General features: G+C 65.5%; 17 protein-coding genes. 12 read left to right on the forward strand and 5 right to left on the reverse strand.

The genetic code is table 11. The features are described from left to right. Positions 1–123 precede the first annotated feature (123 nt). The gene (locus tag J4P02_RS18175; protein ID WP_426192698.1) at positions 124–1,275 is read left to right on the forward strand and encodes an MFS transporter; all 1,152 of its coding nucleotides are present in this window, start codon (positions 124–126) and stop codon (positions 1,273–1,275) included. Between the two features lie 518 nt (positions 1,276–1,793). Here J4P02_RS18175 and J4P02_RS18180 read toward each other — a convergent pair. Then, positions 1,794–2,195, reverse strand: a complete 402-nt coding sequence (locus J4P02_RS18180; RefSeq protein WP_426192700.1) for a DUF6124 family protein — start codon at positions 2,193–2,195, stop codon at positions 1,794–1,796. 1,034 nt (positions 2,196–3,229) lie between these two features. Here J4P02_RS18180 and J4P02_RS18185 point away from each other — a divergent pair. Both J4P02_RS18185 and J4P02_RS18190 read left to right on the forward strand, forming a co-directional pair. After that, on the forward strand, positions 3,230–3,670 hold the full coding sequence (locus J4P02_RS18185) for a hypothetical protein (protein ID WP_426192702.1): 441 nt from the start codon (positions 3,230–3,232) through the stop codon (positions 3,668–3,670). 56 nt (positions 3,671–3,726) lie between these two features. Continuing rightward, a complete protein-coding gene (locus J4P02_RS18190; RefSeq protein ID WP_426192704.1) occupies positions 3,727–4,173 on the forward strand; it encodes a GNAT family acetyltransferase in 447 nt (148 codons plus the stop codon). A 17-nt stretch (positions 4,174–4,190) separates the two neighbouring features. Here the strand turns inward: J4P02_RS18190 and J4P02_RS18195 are convergent, their stop codons facing one another. Further along, positions 4,191–4,607, reverse strand: a complete 417-nt coding sequence (locus J4P02_RS18195) for a hypothetical protein (RefSeq protein ID WP_426192706.1) — start codon at positions 4,605–4,607, stop codon at positions 4,191–4,193. 109 nt (positions 4,608–4,716) lie between these two features. Then, positions 4,717–5,523, reverse strand: a complete 807-nt coding sequence (locus J4P02_RS18200) for an AraC family transcriptional regulator (protein WP_426192708.1) — start codon at positions 5,521–5,523, stop codon at positions 4,717–4,719. Positions 5,524–6,091: 568 nt separating this feature from the next. Between J4P02_RS18200 and J4P02_RS18205 the strand changes: the two genes are divergently transcribed. From J4P02_RS18205 to J4P02_RS18225, 5 genes are all read left to right on the forward strand, one after another. After that, positions 6,092–6,409, forward strand: coding sequence for a YXWGXW repeat-containing protein (locus tag J4P02_RS18205; RefSeq protein WP_426192710.1), 318 nt, complete (start codon positions 6,092–6,094; stop codon positions 6,407–6,409). Positions 6,410–6,457: 48 nt separating this feature from the next. Beyond that, on the forward strand, positions 6,458–7,039 hold the full coding sequence (locus J4P02_RS18210; RefSeq protein WP_426192712.1) for an RNA polymerase sigma factor: 582 nt from the start codon (positions 6,458–6,460) through the stop codon (positions 7,037–7,039). Then, positions 7,036–7,473, forward strand: a complete 438-nt coding sequence (locus J4P02_RS18215; RefSeq protein WP_426192715.1) for a hypothetical protein — start codon at positions 7,036–7,038, stop codon at positions 7,471–7,473. Before J4P02_RS18210 ends, J4P02_RS18215 begins: the two co-directional genes overlap by 4 nt. After that, on the forward strand, positions 7,470–7,949 hold the full coding sequence (locus J4P02_RS18220; protein ID WP_426192717.1) for a periplasmic heavy metal sensor: 480 nt from the start codon (positions 7,470–7,472) through the stop codon (positions 7,947–7,949). The genes J4P02_RS18215 and J4P02_RS18220 overlap by 4 nt, the downstream gene beginning before the upstream one ends. Before the next feature lie 93 nt (positions 7,950–8,042). After that, entirely contained in the window at positions 8,043–8,255 is a 213-nt protein-coding gene (locus J4P02_RS18225; protein WP_426192719.1) for a YXWGXW repeat-containing protein, read from the forward strand. A 43-nt stretch (positions 8,256–8,298) separates the two neighbouring features. Here the strand turns inward: J4P02_RS18225 and J4P02_RS18230 are convergent, their stop codons facing one another. Next, the gene (locus tag J4P02_RS18230) at positions 8,299–9,174 is read right to left on the reverse strand and encodes a LysR substrate-binding domain-containing protein (RefSeq protein ID WP_426192720.1); all 876 of its coding nucleotides are present in this window, start codon (positions 9,172–9,174) and stop codon (positions 8,299–8,301) included. Between the two features lie 195 nt (positions 9,175–9,369). On the opposite strand from J4P02_RS18230, the gene ampC reads away from it, so the two are divergent. The 3 genes from ampC to J4P02_RS18245 all read left to right on the forward strand — a co-directional run bounded on the left by ampC (position 9,370) and on the right by J4P02_RS18245 (position 12,257). Continuing rightward, a complete protein-coding gene (ampC, locus tag J4P02_RS18235) occupies positions 9,370–10,539 on the forward strand; it encodes a class C beta-lactamase (RefSeq protein ID WP_426192722.1) in 1,170 nt (389 codons plus the stop codon). A gap of 287 nt (positions 10,540–10,826) precedes the next feature. Next, positions 10,827–11,537: a phosphatidylcholine synthase gene (gene pcsA, locus J4P02_RS18240; RefSeq protein ID WP_426192724.1), complete on the forward strand. Its 711-nt coding sequence runs from the start codon at positions 10,827–10,829 to the stop codon at positions 11,535–11,537. Between the two features lie 99 nt (positions 11,538–11,636). Beyond that, positions 11,637–12,257 (forward strand): LysE family translocator, encoded by a 621-nt coding sequence (locus tag J4P02_RS18245; RefSeq protein WP_426192726.1) that lies wholly within the window; start codon positions 11,637–11,639, stop codon positions 12,255–12,257. Between the two features lie 38 nt (positions 12,258–12,295). On the opposite strand, the gene J4P02_RS18250 is transcribed toward J4P02_RS18245, so the two are convergent. Continuing rightward, positions 12,296–13,078, reverse strand: a complete 783-nt coding sequence (locus J4P02_RS18250) for a sulfite exporter TauE/SafE family protein (RefSeq protein WP_426192728.1) — start codon at positions 13,076–13,078, stop codon at positions 12,296–12,298. 333 nt (positions 13,079–13,411) lie between these two features. On the opposite strand from J4P02_RS18250, the gene J4P02_RS18255 reads away from it, so the two are divergent. After that, complete coding sequence (locus J4P02_RS18255) at positions 13,412–16,006, forward strand: hypothetical protein (RefSeq protein ID WP_426192730.1); 2,595 nt, start codon at positions 13,412–13,414, stop codon at positions 16,004–16,006. Positions 16,007–16,028: the final 22 nt, after the last annotated feature.

Below are 16,028 nucleotides of genomic sequence, written 5' to 3' on the forward strand. Positions count from 1 at the left end.
ACCTTCAGCCGCCAGTTTTGTCACAATCGCGCCCCGGCCCTGATGGCTGCCCGTTGCCGGCGCGCATCAGGACTCGTGTACCGCAGGCTGCCCGGCACCGGCACCTGACCGCCAAGGATTGTTATGACTGCCAGCAACACCCACCTCCAGGCCAGCCCTGGCCGCCTTGAACAGATGTCCACGCGCATCGCCTTTTTCATCGCCGGTTTCGGCATTGCCGCCTGGGCGCCACTGGTGCCCTACGCCAAGGCCCGGGCCGGGCTCGACGAAGGCACCCTGGGCCTGTTGCTGCTGTGCCTGGGGGTGGGTTCGATCCTCGCCATGCCCATCGCCGGGGCCCTGGCCGGGCGCTTTGGCTGCCGCCGGGTGATGGCCGGCGGCACCCTGCTGATCTGCCTGGCGCTGCCACTGCTGGCGACCCTGAGCTCGATACCCTTGCTGATAGCCGCGCTGTTCCTGTTCGGTGCCGGCCTGGGCGCTGTGGATTCCACAGTCAACCTGCAAGCGGTGATCGTCGAACGCGCCAGTGGTAAGACCATGATGTCGGGCTTTCACGGCCTGTTCAGCCTCGGCGGGATCGTCGGCGCCGCCGGGGTCAGCGCCCTGCTGGGCCTGGGCCTGTCGCCCCTGGGGGCAACCCTGGTGGTAATCGTCCTGACCCTGCTGGCCCTGCTCAAGGCCGCGCCGCACATGCTGCCCTACGGCAGCCAGAGCTCGGGCCCGGCCTTCGCCGTGCCCCATGGCGTGGTGTTGTTTATCGGCTGCCTGTGCTTCGTGGTGTTCCTCGCCGAAGGCGCGGTGCTGGACTGGAGCGCAGTCTTCCTCAGCGCCGAACGCGGCCTGGATGAGGCCTACGCCGGCCTGGGCTACGCCGCCTTCGCCCTGACCATGACCCTGGGCCGCCTCACCGGCGACGCCATCGTCCATCACCTGGGGGCACGGCGAGTGATCGTCATCGGCGGCAGCACCGCCGCCGCCGGCCTGCTGCTGGCCACCCTGGCCCCGGCCTGGGAAGCGGCGCTGCTGGGTTATGCCCTGGTGGGCGCGGGTTGCTCGAACATAGTGCCGGTGCTCTACAGCGCCGTGGGCAAACAGACCGTCATGCCCGAAGCCATTGCCGTACCGGCCATCACCACCCTCGGTTACGCCGGCATCCTCGCCGGCCCCGCCGTGATCGGCTTCATCGCCCACGGCAGCAGCCTGAGCGCGGCCTTCGGCCTGATTGCCGCATTGCTCGTGGCGGTGGCCGCCAGCGGGAAAATACTCAAGCTCTAAAAACTGAGCGGCAAGCTTCAAGCTGGCAGCTACAAGCTTGCGGCTTTGGCTTTGGCTTTGGCTTGCGGCTTGCGGCTTGCAGCTTTGTTTTCTGATCTTCCTGCCCCTTCAGGAGGCCGAGTGCAGGCATTGCGCAGGGGGCAGCTCGGCATGGATGCCGAGCTAGCCGCCCCAGGCCATGGATGGCCTGTGGCGGCGCGCCCCCGGAGCAATGCCGGAGCGAGGGCACGCCGAGCCTTAGCGAGGCGCCGGATGCGGGGGCAGGAGGCCTTTGGTTACTTTGGGCCTTTTCCAAAGTGACCCGCTGTAAGAGCGGAACCAATAGCTGCTACACCCGCGACAAAGGATATGTACACCCCAAAAACCTGGGACTCAGATCTTGCGCCTGCTTCGCAGCCGTTCGCAGCCTCCGGCAGCTCCTACAAAAACCGCATCAAGGCTGCCAAACGCAGGCGATACGCAGGAGGCAGCTCGGCATGAATGCCGAACCGCCCCCGTCAATCAACTAAAGAGAGTTCCTACTCCAATAAAGCTCGAGAACCCAGGCCAAGCGAGCAAGCACCAGCTTCTCTGGGAGCACCATCAAGCAATGCCTCCACCACCGCCCGAGCCATCTCCACGGAATGCACCATGGACCAGATCAGGCCGCGCTCGACCCCGCTGCCCTGCTGGGTGATTTCATCACAGACCTCCTCAGCGCATTTGAGCAGCAGCGAGACATGCACCAGCGCCTCTTCGGCACTGACACCCGGACGAACGCTGAACAGAGAATCAGCGGCAACGGGCTGGGCTTGAGTGCGAAGCCGCAACAGCGCCGGGTCTGCCGGTTGCTGGGCCAGGGCCACGCGCAAGGTGGCGTTGGCGGCTTTAAGTGCGGGATCGCGATAGGAAGTGGGTGGATCGGGGACAATCTTTTTCATGGTCAAACTCCTAACAAAGGAAAGGAGCCGACACCGTTCGCTTGCACACGAATGAGGGTGGCAGCCGTACGCAGGTGTGCAAGACCGAGTTTGCTAGGACACCCGGCAGATCCGAAGATCTCCCGCGTACGGCCGCCATAGAACAGCGGACATGAAAAACGCTCAAGGATGGCTGAGCGTTTCTACGCCTTAGCAAAGTTCGGACTTGCACATCCGAGTCATCGATTTTGCGATGACCCAGGCACCCTAGCCCGCCCACCAGGCGCATTCAAGCGGCCCGCAGTTTCTCGGAAATGCCTTACAAAAGAAAGAGACTAAACGCCATTCCAGCGCACTCCCGGCCCCCCCTTCCTCGTAGGAGCTGGCCGGGCGGCGTTCCGCTTGCCAGCGAAGTCGTCCGCCAGAGCGATGCATGATTCACGGGCCTCTTCGCCGGCAAGCCGGCTCCTACGAAAAGCGCGTAAAACGCGCTGTTGATCTTGATCTTGCTTTTGATCTTCCTGCCCCTTCAGGAGGCCGAGTGCAGGCATTGCGTAGGGGGCAGCTCGGCATGGATGCCGAGCTAGCCGCCCCAGGCCATGGATGGCCTGTGGCGGCGTGCCCCCGGAGCAATGCCGGAGCGAGGGAACGCCGAGCCTTAGCGAGGCGCCGGATGCGAGGGCAGAGGCGTTTTGCTTACTTTTGCGCCCCTCAAAAGTGAGTCGCTGTAAGAGCGAAACCAATAGCCGCAACACCCGCAGCAACGGATATGTACCCAGTCCCGCGCCGTAAGGGCGAAACCAATAGCAGCCATCACCACGCCAACGGATATGTACACCCAAAAAACCCGGGATTCAGGCCTTGCGCCTGCTTCGCAGCCTTCGACAGCTCCTACAAAAAGCGCATGAAGGAGGCCAAACACAGGCGGTGCGCAGGGCCAGCTCGGCAAACAGCCAAGACCGCAGGCGCAGTAGCCCCCCGAACAGATACCGGGTATTTATCTACCCACCCAAGTCTGGAATCATGCCCACCCGTCTCAACAGGAGTGAGCCCCCATGAACCACGCCCCCCGCTTGGGCCTTGCCCTGGGTGCACTGCTGGCGAGCTGCGGCATCCAGGCCGCAGACCCGGCCGAACCGCACATCTACTACAGCATGCTGCCCGGCCAGTTCATGCTGATCGGCAAGTATCCCGATGGCGGCCCGGCGTATGCCGGCACGGCGGTGATCCGCTATGAGAACCAGGCCCTGACCCTGGTCAAGACCATCGACGGCCAGGCCACCACCGCCATCGGCAAGGTGGAACGCGCCACCATCGCCGAGGCCGACGTGGTGAATTTCAGCTGGCCAGGGCACAGCGCCACCTGCCTGGTGCGCGGCGACCTGGACAACTATTCGCGCCTGAGCTGCTACTGGTTCAACAACGGGGTGGAGCACCTGGAACCGGGGCTGGAGGCCTATTTCCCCATGGAAACCTGGCCCGGCCGCCAGGACTGAAAGCCGCTGCCGGCAACGCCCGCACCCCGCCCCTCAACCCTCGCCGAGCCTGCGCCATGATCCAACTCGTTGAATACAGCAACCCCCACCACCGCCAGGCCGTGATCGACCTGTGGAATGGCACCTTCGGTTATGAGACCGCCCACAACACCCCCAGCCTGGCCATCGACCGCAAGCTGGCGGTGGATGACGGGCTATTCTTCGTCGCCCTGGCCGAAGGCCAGGTCATCGGCACCCTGATGGCCGGCTACGACGGCCACCGTGGCTGGCTCTACGCCCTGGCGGTGGACCCGCAACAGCGGCGGCTCGGCATCGGCCGGGCCCTGGTGCAGCACGGCGAGCAGGCCCTGCAGGCGCGCGGCTGCCTGAAGATCAACCTGCAGATCCTCAGCAGCAATGCGCCCGTGCAGGATTTCTACCAGGCCCTGGGCTACCAGGCCGAACCACGGATCAGCATGGGCAAGCTCATCACCGCGAATATCCCCGAGCACCTGCAAGGCTGAAGGCAGGTTCGCCGCCTTCACCAGTTGTGCTGGTTGCTGCGCGGTGGCGCCAGCAGTTGCTGGGCCAGGCTGGCGGCGGCCAGTGGCGAGGCGCTGTGCAACAGCGGGTAGCCCCAGAACTTTTCGTAGGTGTCGGCAAAGGCCTCGACCCCGACCTGCGCCGCAGGCTCCGGGGCGATCACGATCAGCGCCTTGATCCAGCGGCGAATCGCCGCCTTGTTGCGCTTCATCCACAGCGACCCCTGCTTGAGCAATGCCTTGCCTTGCTCGCTGTTGCGCTGTTGCGGGTCGGGCAGGGCATCGCTGACCAGGACGAAGGCCTGGCCGCGCTGCATCAGCGCCTCCAACTGCTGGAAAGGATCGAGTTCAGGCTGCCCTGCGCCCTCGGCGCGGCGCATCCAGACCAGGGGAAAATGCTGATGATCGAAATACATGGGGCACCTCGGAAAGCTGATAAACAAGAATGCTTATCATCTTCCCCGAACCCATTGTCCGCATCAGTCAATATCGACAAGTTATTGATCAATCCAGCCAACAACCTGGCTAGGGCTGATCGCTTTCCAGCACCTGGCGGCGTTCGGCAAAGAAACGCCCGGGCGGCTGGCCGACGGCTTTCTTGAACATGCGGATAAAGGCACTGGCGCTGTCGTAGCCCAGGGTCAGCGCCACGCACTCCACCGAATCGCCCCGCCCCAGTTGCTTGAGCCCCAGAAGAATATGCAGCTGGCGCTGCCAGCGACCGAAGCTGAGGCCGGTTTCGGCCTGGATCAAGCGGCTCAGGCTGCGCTCGCTGAGGGCAATCTGCTCCGCCCACTGGCCAAGGCTCAGGCGGCGTTGCGGTTGCTCGAGGATCTGCTCGGCCAGGCGCCGCAGCTGTTCATGCCGGGGCATGGGCAGGTGGATCTGTTCCCGGGGGGCGGCGGCCAGCTCATCCAGGGCCACGGCCATCAGCCGTCCTGCGGCGCCTTCCAGGTCATAGAGCACGGGCAGTTGTGCACAGCGCCGCAGCAGTTCCTGCAACAGCGGTGAAACTGCCAGGGTGCAACAGCTTTCGGGCAAGGCGCGGGCATATTCCGGCTCGACGAACAGGCAATAACCCTGGGCGTTCTCCAGGCCCTGGACCTTGTGCCGGGCTTCGCTGGGAATCCATACCGCGCACTGCGGCGGCGCCAGCCACAGGCCCTCGGCGCTTTCGCAACTGATCACTCCGGACAGGGGAAACAACAGCTGGGCCTTGCGATGGCTGTGCCAGGGCCGCTCCCAGCGCTGCTCCTGGGTGGAAATGCGCAGGGCGCACACCGGGCGCGCAATCGCGTCCGGGTCCTGGGCCTGCTGTTTCAACTCGGGCATCCACCTTCCTCCACCGCATCGGGCCATACCCGCCACCGGCGTGACGGCGGAGCAAGCCCTGCAAGGTCGAGGATTGTGCCGAGCCCCTGGGCGTTAGCCAAGAACCGCCGGCCGCACCCGCGCTCATCCCTGTGCGCCAGGGGCACGGGTCATTGGCGGGCAGGCCCTAGCGGTAGTAGCCATAGCGATAGCAGCAGCCGTGATAGTGCCCGGGGTACACCACGCAACCGCCCAGGGACAGCATGGTGGCCATGACAATCAGCAGTGCAATACGACGGGACATGGTGAATTCCTCATGGGTTGTGTGATGGGACCGGCAAGCGTCGCTGGCGACCATCGCCAGCGATTGCACAGGGTTACCGATTCAACGGCGCACCCTGGAAACATCCGTCGCCGCCCTCGATAAAAATTTCCCAGCCACCCCTGCCCGCCCCGCGCCCCGGAAGCTGAACCGCGGTTGAATCGGGCGCGGATAAAAATTTCATTTTCCCGCGACGGATTCCTCGCCCATCTATCGTTGAACCCATCAGCTGCGTTCATCAGCGAACGCAGGCCTGAAGGAGTCACCATGAAGCTTGTCCGTTCCCTGCTGCGTCTGCGCACTGTGCTGCTGATCCCCCTGGCACTCGGCGCGCTGGCAAGCACCCCCACCTATGCCCAGCCCCTGATCATCCAGCAGGCGCCGCCCGCCGTGCGCTATGAGCCGGTCCCCCTGGCCCGCCCCGGCTACGCCTGGGATCGCGGGCACTGGCGCTGGCACCGCGGCGGTTATGCCTGGGTGCCCGGCCATTGGCAGCCGGTGATGCGCCGTGGCCAGTGGGTGCCCGGGCACTGGCAGGCCCGCGGCCCGAACTGGTTCTGGATCGAAGGCCACTGGGTGCGCTGATTCCGTCATGCCCTGGATGGCCCCGTTAGTGCACCGAGACTTGCCCATTTGAACGACACCGACCCGGATCTGGAGCTGCTGGCCCGCATCGGCAACAACGACGCACAGGCCGTGAAACAAATGGTCGAGCGCAAGCTGCCGCGCCTGCTGGCCCTGGCCGGCCGCCTGCTGGGGGACGCCGACGAGGCCCGGGATATTGCCCAGGAGAGTTTCCTGCGGATCTGGAAACAGGCGGCCAGCTGGCGCAGCGAACAGGCTCGCTTCGACACCTGGCTGCACCGGGTGGTGCTGAACCTGTGCTACGACCGCCTGCGTCGGCGCAAGGAGCACTTGTCGGTCGATAGCCAACCAGCCCTGGAGGCGGTGGACCATGGCCCGGCGCCCGACGAACTACTGCAAGCCAGCGCGCAAAGCCGGCGCATGGCCGCGGCCCTGGACAAACTGCCGGAGCGCCAGCGCGAGGCGATCGTCCTGCAGTACTACCAGGAACTGTCCAACACCGAGGCGGCGGCACTGATGCAGATCAGCGTCGAAGCCCTGGAAAGCCTGCTGGCGCGGGCCCGTCGCAACCTGCGTAGCCACCTCGCCGAGGCCCCCGGCGCGGACCTCTCAGGAAGGAGAACACCATGACCCCCGAACGCTTTGCGCACCTGGCCGACGCCTATGGCGCCAACCTGCAGCACTGGCCCGCCAGCGAGCGCAGTGCGGCCCAGGTGCTGCTCGACAGCCGGCAGCCCCAGGCCCTGCAAGCCTTGCAGCAGGCCCGCTGGCTGGACCAGCAGCTCGACAGTTACCAGTTGCCCGCGCCCGATCCAGCGCTGGTCCGGCAGATTGTCGCCAGCGCTGCCGCCCACCGGCCCAGGGCCCGGTTCTGGAGCCACTACTCCGGCTGGCTAGCGTCCCTGGGCTGGGTCGGGGTCGGCCTTACGGGTGTGGCGGCGGGCATGTTGGCGGTCACCCTGAGCCTGCCCCTGGCACCTTCCCACGAAACCCTGCCCAGCGTGTTCGACCAGAGCGACGCAGAATTCGTCCTGAGCATCAATGCCGAGGAGGCCGAACAGTGAACCTGCCCACCCGTCCGCTGAAAACCTTCCTGGTGCTGTCGCTGCTGCTCAATGTGTTCCTGATGGGCGGCGTGGCCGGCGGCCTCTATCAATGGCTTGGCCAACCCAAGCCGGCCCAGGCCCTGGCGATGCCTCAGCATGGCCTGCGCCAGGCCATGGCGCAGATGCCCGAGGAGCGCCGGCGCCAACTGCGCCAGTTGCTGCGCCAGACCCGCCTCGACAGCCAGCCGCAGATCAGCGCTGGACGCGAGGCGCGCCAGGCGGTGATTCGCCAGCTCGAGGCCGAACCACTGGACCGCAATGCCCTGGATGTCGAGCTGGGCAAGTCCCGCGAGGCCGACAGCGCCCTGCGAGCCCGGGTGGACGAAGCCCTGGCCAATTTCGCCGGCAGCCTGTCTTTGGAAGAACGCCAGCAACTGGTGCAGTCCATGTACCTGCGGGGCGCGGGCAAGAATCGCCCGGCGCAACGCAACTGAGCGCGCGGCGACGGATTTTCCCGGCGCCCGCGTTAAACCTCCGACAGCCCGCCCTGATGGCGGGCGCTGCAACCCTTGCCAGGAAACCCGACCATGTTTGCCACCCTCAAGACCACCCTAGTCGCCACCCTGCTCGGCGCCACCCTGGCCGGCTGCGTGGTGGCCCCGGCCCATCCACGCCGGCCTCCGCCGCCCATTGTCGAGGTGGTGCCAGTGGCCCCGGCGCCGGGTTATCACTGGGTCGCCGGGCATTACCGCTGGCGCGCCAACCAATGGGTCTGGGTGCCGGGGCATTGGCGCTATTGAGGCCACGGCCTTGCGGCCTGCGGCGCGGGCGCAACGGCGATCCTCAGCCCCGCGCCTGCTCCAGCAGCCAGCTTTTGAAGGCACTCATGGCCGCTGTCTCGGCCCGGGACTGCAACCGGGTCAGCCAATAGCTGCCGGTGACTATGCCGATCTCGAAGGGCTGCACCACCGCACCGCTGGCCAGCTGGCGCTCGAACATCAGCGGCGGCGCCAAGGCCACCCCCAAGCCCTGCAACGCCGCCTCGAGCATGCCCAGGGACGAGTCGAAAACAATGCTCTGGGGCAACAGGCTGTTGGCCGCCAACCCCGCTGCGTGAAACCACTGCGGCCATTCATCGGTGCGATAGGAGCGCAGCAGGGTTTGTCCCAGCAGGTCCGCGGGGCTGTGCAACTGACGGGCGATATCCGCCACGCAAAGCACCGACAACGGCGCCTGCAGCAGCTCCAGGGCCTCGATACCGTGCCAGGCCCCGGTGCCGAAACGGATGGCGTAGTCCAGGCCCTCGGCCGCCACGTCCACCCGATTGTTATTGGTGCTCAAGCGCAGGTCGATAAAGGGATGGCGCGCCTGGAAATCCCCCAGCCGGGGCAACAGCCAGCCCACCGCGAAGGTGCCCACCGCGCCCACCGTGAGCATTTCCCGGTAGTGCCCGCCATCGAAGCGCCCCAGGGTCTGGGCGATACGGTCAAAGCATTCGCGCAGCACCGGCAGCAGGGTCTCGCCCTCGCTGGTGAGCATCAGGCCCCGGGGCAGGCGCTTGAACAGGGTGACCTTGAGCTGGGCCTCCAGGCTCTTGACCTGATGGCTGACCGCCGCCTGGGTCACACACAGCTCGATGGCCGCGCGGGTGAAGCTCAGGTGCCGCGCCGAGGCCTCGAAGGCCCGCAGCGCATTCAGTGGCAGATGGGGGCGCAGCATAGGTACTCCATAGTTTTTCTAATGACTCCTGCGAGATATCGTCGTTTGTCAACCTGGCGCCAACTGCCTACATTAAGCGGGCTCGCCACAGGCTGCCTATGTCCTGCGCCGAGCCCTTTGCGAACAAGCTCCGATTGCAGAGCCGCGCTTGAAGTTGCGGCCAACCTACTCAAAACACAGGGAAAGACACCGATCATGCGGCAAAAAACCTTAACCGGATTCGCGCTTGGCAGCGCCTGTGCCCTGCTCCTGGGCAGCACCAATGCCCTGGCCACGCCCCAGGACGACAGCCTGAAAAACACCGTGGACGCCACCGTCCTCCCCTTGATGCAGCAGCAGAGCATCCCCGGCATGGCGGTGGCAATCATCGCCAATGGCCAGCGACATTACTTTAACTACGGGGTTGCCTCCAAGGACAATCAGCGCCCGGTGGACAACGACACCCTGTTCGAAGTGGGTTCGGTGAGCAAGACCTTCAACGCCACCCTCGCCGCCCTGGCCCAGGCCGAGGGCAAGCTGAAGTTTTCCGACAACGCCAGCCAGTACCTGCCAGCCTTGCGCGGCAGTGCCTTCGATCACATCAGCCTGCTGCAACTGGGCACCTACACCGCCGGCGGCCTGCCCTTGCAGTTCCCCGATGAGGTACAGGGCGAAGCCAAGATGCTGGACTATTTCAACACCTGGAAGCCCCGCTTCAGCCCCGGCGTCCAGCGTCAGTACTCCAACCCCAGCATCGGCCTGTTCGGCTACCTCGCCGCCCGCAGCCTGGGCCAGGGCTACGAGCAGCTGCTGGAACAACGCCTGTTCCAGGGCTTCGGTCTCAAGCACAGCTACCTCAAGGTGCCGCAGGACCAGCAACAGCACTACGCCATGGGCTATGACAAACAGGGCAAGCCGGTGCGGGTCGGCCCCGGCCCCCTGGACGCCGAAGCCTACGGGATCAAGACCAGTGCCCCGGACCTGCTGCAATTCATTGCCGGCAACCTGCAACCGGGCCAGCTCGACAAGCCCCTGCAGCAGGCCGTCGCCAGCGCCCAGAGTGGCTACTACCAGGTGGGCGACATGACCCAGGGCCTGGGCTGGGAACGCTACACCTACCCCCTGCCCCTGGCCCGGCTGGTGGCCGGCAACGCTCCGGAGATGGTCACCGAATCCCACCCCGTGCAATGGCTGGCCACACCTGAGGCGCCCAAGGCCGATGCCCTGTACAACAAGACCGGCGCCACCAACGGCTTCGGAGCCTATGTGCTGTTCGTTCCGAGCAAGCAGATCGGCATTGTCATGCTGGCCAACAGCAACTACCCCAATGGCGAACGGGTGAAGGCCGCCTACCGGATCCTCGGCGCTCTGCAAACAGCCCAGTAACAAATCCGAGCCAGCGCTCAACAACGCCACCTGCCAACCCCGGCAGCGTGGCGTTTTTCTTGTTGCTTCGGCCAAGGCGCCTAGACTGAAAAAATCCTTCTCGATCCGGCACCCGGGCCAGGCTGCGCACGCCCGCGATTGTCCCGGCGCAATGGTGTTGATGTCGGGGCGGAGTAGATTCGGGGCACGCGCTGAACCTTCTGCCAGGCGCTCCGGTCGATAACTGCAAGCTGATGCGGGTCGCCCGTCGCGCGCCCAACCCCACCACCACCGCTGGAGAAACGCCTGTGATATCGACCCTGCAGATCGCCAGAATCAAAGCCTGGGGCGCCCATGGCTTTACCGCTACCGGGGTGGTCAGCGCCCTGCTGGCGACCCTGGCGCTGTTCGACAACCAGCCCAAGGCCTGCCTGCTGTGGCTGGGGGTGGCGCTGCTGGTGGACGGGGTCGACGGTTCCCTGGCGCGCAAGGTCAACACCCGCTCGGTGCTGCCCAATATCGACGGCTCGGTGCTCGACCTGGTGATCGACTACCTGACCTACGTGTTTATTCCGGCGCTGTTCATCTACCGCTACATTCCCCTGCCGGAGTACAGCGCACTGCTGGCCACTTCGCTGATCCTGCTGTCATCACTGCTGTGTTTCTGCAACGTCAACATGAAGAGCCACGACAATTACTTCCAAGGCTTTCCCGCGGCCTGGAACGTAGTCGCACTGTGTTTCTACCTGCTTGAACCCGGCCCCTGGCCGACCCTGCTGAGCATCCTCGGCCTGGCCCTACTGACCGCCACCCGGGTGCAGTTCCTGCATCCGTTCCGGGTGCGCAAGTGGATGCCGCTGAACATCATAGTGACCTTCGTCTGGCTGCTCAGCGGCGCGCTGCTGATCCTTGGCCACCCCCAGCACAGCCCGCCGATCATGGGGTTGTGGCTGGTGGCCTCGGCCTACTTCATGGGCGTATGCCTGTGGCGCACGGTGCAGGAAAGCAGTAAGCGGTAAGCGGTAAGCGGTAAGTTTGTAGCTTGCAGCTTGCAGCTTGCCGCTTGCCGCTGCACTTTGTAGCTTGTGGTTTGTTGCCCGCCTGCCGAGAAGCCCTGCATGAACGCCACCACCCTGCTGCTCTACACCTCAAGCTGCTTTATCGGTGCGCTGATTCCCGGCCCCACCTCGCTGTTGGCCATGGCCAACGGCACCTCGCGCAACCGCCGGCTGGTGGCGGTGGGCATGGCCGGCGCGGCGCTTTCCGATGTGCTGATCATCGCCGCCGTGGGGTTGGGCCTGGGGGCCATGCTGATGGCCTCGCAGCAGCTGTTCATGGTGTTGAAATGGGTGGGGGTGGGCTACCTGGCCTGGCTCGGCATCCAGCTGTGGCGCAGCGCGCCCCAGGCTCTGGACACCCAGCAGGTCGAGGCCGGCTCACGACATGGCGAGGTGTTTCGCCGCAGCTTCTCGGTGGCCATGACCAACCCCAAGGTGCTGCTGTTCTTCACCGCCTTCCTGCCGCAATTCGTCGACCCCAGCCAACCGGTATTCGTCCAGTACGCCACCCTGGCGCTGGTCACTGCCCTGGTGGAAGTGCTGGTGATGGGGCTGTATGCCGCCGGCGGGGTGCAAGCGGCGAAGTTCCTCACCCGCACCGGCATGCGTCGGCTCAATCAATGCTGCGGCGCCACCATGCTGTCGCTGGCAGCATTCTTGGCACTCTACCGCCGCAACTGAAGCGCTTGCGGCTTGCCACTTTAAGCTTGCCGCTGCTCCTAAAATGCCAACTTGTAGCCAATGGAAAACAGCATCACGGCCAGGCACGGCCGCAGGATTTCGTCGGAAATGCGCCCGGTCATGTGGCTGCCGATCCAGATCCCCGGCAGCGAGCCCATCAGCAGAAAGCCCAGCAGGTGCCAGTCCATATTGCCCATGCTGGCGTGGCCCAGGCCGGCCACCAGGGTCAGGGGCACGGCGTGGGCGATCTCGGTGCCCACCAGGCGCTTGGTGGCCAGGAACGGATAGAGGATAAACAGCGCCACGGTGCCCAGGGCGCCGGCGCCGATGGAGGTCAGGGCGACCATGGTGCCGAGGATCAACCCGGTGACCACGGTCAGGCCATTGAGGCCGCTCGGGCTTGGCTGGTAATCGCGGCCATGGCGCTGGGCGAAGGCCATCAGCTTCTTCTTGAAGACAATCGCCAGGGCGGTGAGCAGCAGGACGAACCCCAAGCCTTGCTTGATCACCGAGTTCAGGGCCTGGGGATCGCTGTCCAGGTGGTTCAGAAACCACAGGGTCGCCAGCACCGCCGGCACGCTGCCCAGGGTCAGCCAGCCGGTGATGCGCCAGTCAATATTGCGGTTCTTCTGGTGCACCAGCACCCCGCCGGACTTGGTGATGGCGGCATACAGCAAATCGGTGCCCACTGCGGTGGCCGGGTTGATGCCGAACCACAGCAGAATCGGGGTCATCAGCGAACCGCCGCCGACCCCGGTCATGCCGACGATAAAACCCACGATCAAGCCCGCGACCACAAAACCGAAATTGCCTACATCCATCGATAAAGCCCTACAGATCACGCGGTCAGGTAAAAAACTGGCGGCAGCATAGCGGCTAAAGCTTATGTCCATTTATATGAATAAAATCTAACGTTATAACCAGCACCGAGTTTTCCATGCGCACGGCACATACCAGGGCTGCCCGGCTTGCATCGAGCACAGGCCAAACACCCCCCGGCCGCCCCAGTGGACGCCGAGCCCGCACCTCTCTAGCCCGTACCTTTACCTGCACAATCAAGACCGCACAGTGGCAGTACATCCGGTATTCTGCCGGTCGCTCGCCGAGGCAGCCGACCCAGGCTCCGGTGTGCCTCGCTCCTTCAAGGAAGACCCATGACAGCCGACCAGACGCCCTACTCGATCGAGCAGCAACGCATCCGCTTCCGCCGCCTGACCCTACAGGAGCAAGGCCCCGGGCAAGCACCGCCGACACGGGGCAATTGGGCCCTGGCGCTGTCCGGTGGCGGCATCCGCAGCGCCACCTTCTGCCTGGGGGTGCTGCAGGCCATGGCCAGGGCGCCGGCACCGGACGCCAGCCCCCAGCCAAGCACCGAGGCCGGCAGCGAGCAGAGCCTGCTGTCGCGCATCGACTACCTGTCCACTGTCAGTGGCGGCGGCTATATCGGCAGTTTCTTCAGCAGCCTGTTCCTGCCTGGCCGGCTGCGCGCCAGCACCGCCCAGGACCCGGTGGCCCAGGCCGCACGGGATGCCTACCAAACGCTGCGCTTCGAACCGCCGGGACGCATCAGCACCGGGGTCAACTACAACAGCCAGCCCGTGGGTCAGGGCCCCAGTGCCTGGCTGCGGGAAAACGGCCGCTACCTGACCCCCACTGGCTCCGGTGACATGCTCTACGCCCTGGCCATGACCTGGCGCAACTGGCTGTCGCTGCACGCCATGATCGGCCTGCCGATTCTCTTGCTGCTGAGCCTCTTGACCCTGTTCCAGGTGCTGAGCCAGGCCAGCCTGCTGCTCTGGCCGCTGATGGCCGCGCTGCTGTTCGCCCTGCCCTGCGCCGTGGCGTACTGGCTGGTGATTCCCCGGGGCGACCTGGACCAGCCGCCACAGCTGGGCAACCCGGCCTATCGCGCCATGCTGGTGCTGGTGGCCGGGCTGTGGCTGGGCGGCGGCCTGGCCTATGCCGTGGCCCACTGGCAGGCGGTGGGCGCCCTGGCGCTGGGGGCCGCGCTGGTGGGCAGCAGCGCCTTGCTGATCAGCTGGCGGCTGGTACGCAGCCTGGGCAAACCCGGCGACCCGGCGCGGGACTACAGCTGCAACAACTGCGTACGCAACTATCGGGTGCAGATCACCCGCGCCCTGGGCCGGGCCATGACCGCGGTGGCGGTGCTCGGGGTGCTGGCCTTGCTGGTTACCGGCGCCGAGGTGCTGTACCGCTACCTGCTGGATTACCGGGCCCTGGGCACCCTGCTGCTGTTGGCCGGGCTGATGTGGCTGATCCGCCGGCTGGTGGTGCTCAAGGATGAAAAGCCCCTGCCCGGCTGGATGCGCAAACTGCCGCTGGATGTGCTGGCACTGATTGCCGGCGGCCTGCTGCTGGGGCTGCTGTGCCTGTGCTGGGCGCTGCTGGTGCAATGGATCGCCCATGACGGCGGCAGTGTGACCTACAGCGATGCCGCAGCCTGGCGCCTGCTGGCCCTGAGCCTGGTGGCGGCACTGCTGGTGTGCCTCAGCGGGCGCTTTATCGGCTTTCTCAATAGCTCCTCGCTGCAGGCCTTCTACAGCGCCCGGCTGACCCGCGCCTACCTCGGCGCCTCCAATGGCCGACGCTTCAACGGCCCGGCGCAGCAGCGCCGCACCTACCTCAGCGTGGCCGAGCCGATGTCCAGCGACGACCTGTCGCTGCAGCAGTACTACGCCAGCCCCAGTGCCGGCCCGGTGCACCTGATCAACGTCACCATGAACCTCACCCTGGACCCCGCCGAGCAACTGGTGCAGCGCGACCGCAAGGGCCAGCCGCTGTGCATCGGCCCCAACTGGGCGCCCACGGCGAACGACAATGGCGCGGCGGAAAGCTACAGCCTCGACGGCAAGCCCTATCGTCGCGACCTGAGCCAGGGCCCGGCCTCGGAAATCATGCAGCCCCTGAGCCTGGGGCAGTGGATCGGCGTATCCGGCGCGGCCTTCAGCACCGGCCTGGGGCGCGCCGGCAACCTCGGCCTGTCGTTGATCTTCGGCCTGGCCAATGTGCGCCTGGGCCTGTGGTGGCCGAGCCATTTCATCGACCCTGGCAAGGACCGCTGGACGCCCCGGGACCTCAAGCCCTGGACCTACTTCAGCACCCAGGCCTACCTGTTCTACGAGCTGACCGCGCGCTTTCACGGCTATCGCCGCGACTACCAGTACCTGTCCGACGGCGGGCATTTCGAGAACACCGCCACTTACGAACTGCTGCGCCGCGAACGCCAGGTAGAGCTGATCGTCACCTGCGACTGTGGCTGCGACCCCGACTACCGCTTCGACGACCTGGCCAACCTGGTGCGCCTGGCGCGTATCGACCAGGCCCTGGAAATCCGCGAGGACCCGGGCGTGCTCAGCCATCCGCTGCTCAAGTCGGTGTTCGCCAGCATCGAGGAGTTTCGCCAGCCCGCCAGTGCCGACAGCCAGAAGTGCGCCCTGCTACTGAATGTCTACGCCCACGGCCCGGGCCCCGAGGCCCAGGTCGCCAGCACCCCGCATTGCCGGATCCTGCTGCTCAAGCCACGGCTGATCGCCGGCTTGACCCCGGACGTAGCCAACTACGCCCGGGCCAACCCGGGCTTTCCCAACCAGAGCACGGTGGATCAGTTTTTCGATGAGGCGCAGTTCGAAAGCTATCGCCAGCTGGGGCTGAGCATCGGCCAGCAGCTGTTTGGCCAGAGCGGCCAGAGCAACGAGATGGCCAAGGCCCTGTGGCGCTACCTGGAATGAGCGGCGCACCAAGCCTGGCGCT

Origin of the sequence: Pseudomonas sp. NFXW11 (assembly GCF_049887815.1) — a bacterium.
Taxonomy (GTDB): domain Bacteria; phylum Pseudomonadota; class Gammaproteobacteria; order Pseudomonadales; family Pseudomonadaceae; genus Aquipseudomonas.

What these genes read in the sequence shown, in the direction of transcription:
- J4P02_RS18175 (WP_426192698.1), top strand. Translation starts at nt 124, where the DNA reads ATGACTGCCAGCAACACCCACCTCCAGGCCAGCCCTGGCCGCCTTGAA.
- J4P02_RS18180 (WP_426192700.1), bottom strand. Translation starts at nt 2,195, where the DNA reads ATGAAAAAGATTGTCCCCGATCCACCCACTTCCTATCGCGATCCCGCA.
- J4P02_RS18185 (WP_426192702.1), top strand. Translation starts at nt 3,230, where the DNA reads ATGAACCACGCCCCCCGCTTGGGCCTTGCCCTGGGTGCACTGCTGGCG.
- J4P02_RS18190 (WP_426192704.1), top strand. Translation starts at nt 3,727, where the DNA reads ATGATCCAACTCGTTGAATACAGCAACCCCCACCACCGCCAGGCCGTG.
- J4P02_RS18195 (WP_426192706.1), bottom strand. Translation starts at nt 4,607, where the DNA reads ATGTATTTCGATCATCAGCATTTTCCCCTGGTCTGGATGCGCCGCGCC.
- J4P02_RS18200 (WP_426192708.1), bottom strand. Translation starts at nt 5,523, where the DNA reads ATGCCCGAGTTGAAACAGCAGGCCCAGGACCCGGACGCGATTGCGCGC.
- J4P02_RS18205 (WP_426192710.1), top strand. Translation starts at nt 6,092, where the DNA reads ATGAAGCTTGTCCGTTCCCTGCTGCGTCTGCGCACTGTGCTGCTGATC.
- J4P02_RS18215 (WP_426192715.1), top strand. Translation starts at nt 7,036, where the DNA reads ATGACCCCCGAACGCTTTGCGCACCTGGCCGACGCCTATGGCGCCAAC.
- J4P02_RS18225 (WP_426192719.1), top strand. Translation starts at nt 8,043, where the DNA reads ATGTTTGCCACCCTCAAGACCACCCTAGTCGCCACCCTGCTCGGCGCC.
- J4P02_RS18230 (WP_426192720.1), bottom strand. Translation starts at nt 9,174, where the DNA reads ATGCTGCGCCCCCATCTGCCACTGAATGCGCTGCGGGCCTTCGAGGCC.
- ampC (WP_426192722.1), top strand. Translation starts at nt 9,370, where the DNA reads ATGCGGCAAAAAACCTTAACCGGATTCGCGCTTGGCAGCGCCTGTGCC.
- J4P02_RS18245 (WP_426192726.1), top strand. Translation starts at nt 11,637, where the DNA reads ATGAACGCCACCACCCTGCTGCTCTACACCTCAAGCTGCTTTATCGGT.
- J4P02_RS18250 (WP_426192728.1), bottom strand. Translation starts at nt 13,078, where the DNA reads ATGGATGTAGGCAATTTCGGTTTTGTGGTCGCGGGCTTGATCGTGGGT.
- J4P02_RS18255 (WP_426192730.1), top strand. Translation starts at nt 13,412, where the DNA reads ATGACAGCCGACCAGACGCCCTACTCGATCGAGCAGCAACGCATCCGC.